This is a genomic window from Mesotoga sp. B105.6.4, from assembly GCF_002896535.1.
Taxonomy (GTDB): Bacteria; Thermotogota; Thermotogae; order Petrotogales; family Kosmotogaceae; genus Mesotoga.
In genome coordinates, this window is record NZ_JWIM01000088.1 from 1 (window position 1) to 3,780 (window position 3,780).

The following is a 3,780-nucleotide window of genomic DNA, read 5'->3' on the forward strand; positions in this document are numbered from 1 at the left end:
CCACGCGGCAAAAACACAGCGACTCCTTTTTGGCATCACTGGAAGATGGATTGCATCCGTATATAGGTCTAGGGTTCGAAAATAACTGCAAAGAAAACCTTCTTGATGAGCAGTTTTTTGTTTGCGCACAAGAAGCCCGATGAAGAGAAATTAGTCCTAGAGATCAAATAAGCTTTTCATCATTTCAGATAACAGCTATTGTTTTCAAGATTGATTCTGAGATCTGAGAATTGGTAGACTAAATACGAACTAGGTGTTCTCGACTATTCTCTTCGGTGGCCAGTTTTTCAGTTGCTGATTGACGGATGGGTCACGGGAGAAACCAGAAAGTACGCAAATGGCCATGCAAGGAGTTGATACTCTTGGATAGTGGATTCCAATGGGTTCCATTTTACGAGGCGCTTGCTGACAAACTGCTCGACTTCAGGGATAAGCCGGGCGAACTATTCAACGTGATTAAGAAGCTTTCATCGGAGCAGCCACTGATGGAATACCTTCATTTCGAGCGAGAAGATTGGTGGGGGCCTCGACAATATCGGATCGATCCTTTCTCAGTTATGGGAGTAATGAATCGTCGAATAACAGACGCAAACAGAACCCTTCTGGCGAAAGTCCTTGGCGACGAGTTCGGAGTGAAAATCCCGGCGCCAACACAATTTGCGGGAATACCTGTTCTTGATAACAGACGGTCGTTCTTTGTTGGTGATGATGAAATGTGGAACCTTTTTGCTCACGCTTTGAAATCGGCCGATACAAATACCTTTTCTAACGAATTCAAAGAAGCATTCGAAAAGGCTGTCGCAGTTAGGATGAACGGAGTGGCGAAAATTACAATAGGGTTATTCTGGATTAGACCCAGAGTCTTTATGCCGCTTGACGGGAACTCCTGTAAGTACATAGCTAAGCACTATGAGATTAGCGTGCCAAAAGATCGTTGCAGTGGCGATGAATATGTAAGAATTCTTGATTCGCTGAAGAATGAACTTACTAAAGAGTCGCCTAGGCCATCGTTCCCAGAAATTTCACATAGAGCATGGACTGGAATCGGTCCTAAACCGCCCAGGCCACCAATACTCAAGAACTCAATAACTGCAAAGAACATTATACTTTACGGGCCCCCTGGAACGGGGAAAACCTACAGCGCTATTCAGTACGCCGTTGCTATTGTTGAGGAAAAATCTATTGCTAAAGTAAAGGCTGAGGATTACGGAGAAGTGTTCAGTCGCTATCTAAAATACAAAGACGATGGAATAATTGCTTTCACAACTTTCCACCAGTCTTTCAGCTACGAGGAGTTCATCGAGGGGATTCGTCCCGTTGTCTCCCCGGAAGAGAAAGCTGATACCAGTAGTGAAATTGAATACGAGATTCATGATGGGATTTTCAAGGCATTCTGCGATAATGCCGGGAACCCTGTCGGGGAAAAGGCAGACGCAGATTTGGGAATCGGGAAGAACCCAACAGTATGGAAGGTTTCTCTTGAAGCAGCAGGCGATAATCCCACTCGGACCGAGTGTATAGAGAATAACCACATTCGCATCGGATGGGACGAATACGGGGAGAACATATCAGATGCTACGGATTTTGGAGAGCACGGCGGAAGCAATGTTCTTAACGCCTTTTACAACAAGATGCAGATTGGCGATATCGTCCTTTCTTGCTATTCGAGCAAGACGATCGATGCTATCGGTGTTGTCACCGGCGAGCCGGAATGGCACAACGAATACCCTAATTATAAAAGGATGCGGAATGTTAGGTGGCTAGTAAAAGGGATTAACGAGGATATCGTCGACCTCAATGGTGGAAGAGCCATGACGCTTTCGACTGTGTACAAACTGTCTGTTTCCGTCTCGGATGTATTGCAGATGCTCAGAAAGCTGAAGTCAGATCTATTCAAAGAAGAAGTTAAGGTTCCAAACCGAGTCTTCATAATAGATGAGATTAACCGCGGCAATATTTCTAAGATCTTCGGGGAACTAATAACGCTGATTGAATCGTCGAAGCGTATAGGCGCAAGCGAGCAGCTACGCGCGAGACTGCCCTACTCCGGGCAGAATTTCGGTGTGCCTGATAATGTCTACATCATTGGAACCATGAACACTGCAGATCGTTCAATAGCGCTGATAGACTCCGCATTGCGCCGCAGGTTTAGCTTTGTGGAAATGCAGCCCAACTCAACGATACTAAAAGGCGTAAGTGTGGAGAACATCAACATCGCACAAATGCTCGATACGATTAACAAACGCATCACTGTGTTGCTCGATCGTGAGCATACGATCGGGCATTCCTATCTGCTCCCGCTTAGAAAAAGCGCGACTATTGAGACTCTTGCGGAGATTTTCGAAAACAGCATAGTTCCTCTCTTGCAGGAGTATTTCTACGATGACTATGAGAAGATCCAGCTCGTACTGGGAGACAACAAAAAGACAGATGATAGCACCCGCTTCATCGTGAAAAAGAGCGACACTATTGATCTGTTTGGTAGTGCCGAAATAGATTTCCCGGAGTATTACGAGGTGAACAGAGAGGCCTTCGAGATGATTGAAGCCTATAGGCAAATGTGAGATGACTTACACTATAACTGAATACAGCGGGTTTGCTTGTGAGAAGGCGGTAAATGGATATAAGGCCTTGCGTAAGGAGACCTTTGAAGCACTGGAGAACTTTATTCTCGCCAATGTCTCTGAAAAGGAAACTGAGGCGATCGAACTTCTTTCGCTATCGGCTCGAAGGGGTGTTGGCAAGGTCATAACTGCTCGGAATTACGTTGGGCTGATAGCGATGACAGACGGGACGGTAATCGAGATCCTGCCAAAAATCGCTGGCGATGAGATCGGCGAAGATGCAACAAAACGAATCTTTCTTGAGATGCTTAAGACGTTAAGAGACATCACGTTCAAGGATTTCAACGTGTCTCATCTTCACGTGGATCGACTGAATCTCTTCGAGATCTTTATAAAGATGTTCCTGGACGAGGTGACTGCACTTGCGAAACAGGGCCTCAAATCAGCTTACACGCCCGTTGAAGCAAACGAGAAGTTCTACAAAGGGAAGATCTTGACCTCACAGAACATTAAGCAGAATCTGGTCAACAAACAGCGATTCTACGTTCTCTATGATGATTTCAATGCGAACAGACCGGAGAACCGTCTGATCAAGTCCACGCTTCGCTTTCTTCTTAAAGCCACACATGACGGTCGTAACCGCCAACATGCGTCTCAATTGCTTACTCTCTTTGATAGGGTAGATTATTCTGAAAGCTACTATGAGGACTTTTCGAAGTGTTTGATCGATCGCAGCATGAACCACTACGACAAGGCCCTGTCATGGTGCCGTGTGTTCTTGCTGGGAAATAGCTTCACAGCGTATGCCGGTAACGAAGTTGCGCTTGCGCTTCTCTTTCCTATGGAAAAGGTGTTCGAGAGTTTTGTCGCTGCGAAGCTTCGTAAACATGTAGGTAGAGCCATCAACATCCGGACACAGGACGCGACTTACAGCCTGTTTGATAAGCCGAGGCGGGCCTTTGCGCTTCGACCAGATATCGTACTGGAATTTGGAGAGCGTACAGTTGTTATGGATACCAAATGGAAACTCCTCTCTGATACTGACCGAAACAGCGGAATTTCCCAGTCCGATATGTACCAGATGTACGCATATGGCAAGAAGTATGCGGCCGACAGGATCGTCTTGGTTTATCCCTATTCCGACAAGATTGGCAGGTCCGACATCGGATACAGCTCCGATGACAACGTTAGGGTTGACATTCGTTTCGTTGATCTC

2 protein-coding genes are annotated in these 3,780 nt (G+C 46.0%); both read left to right on the forward strand.

Annotated elements, in window-relative coordinates; translation table 11 throughout:
• Positions 1-362 precede the first annotated feature (362 nt).
• Positions 363-2,564: an AAA family ATPase gene (locus RJ60_RS16440; protein WP_099829299.1), complete on the forward strand. Its 2,202-nt coding sequence runs from the start codon at positions 363-365 to the stop codon at positions 2,562-2,564.
• 1 nt (position 2,565) lies between these two features.
• On the forward strand, positions 2,566-3,780 hold a 1,215-nt coding region (locus RJ60_RS14580; protein ID WP_146028943.1), incomplete at its 3' end, for an McrC family protein.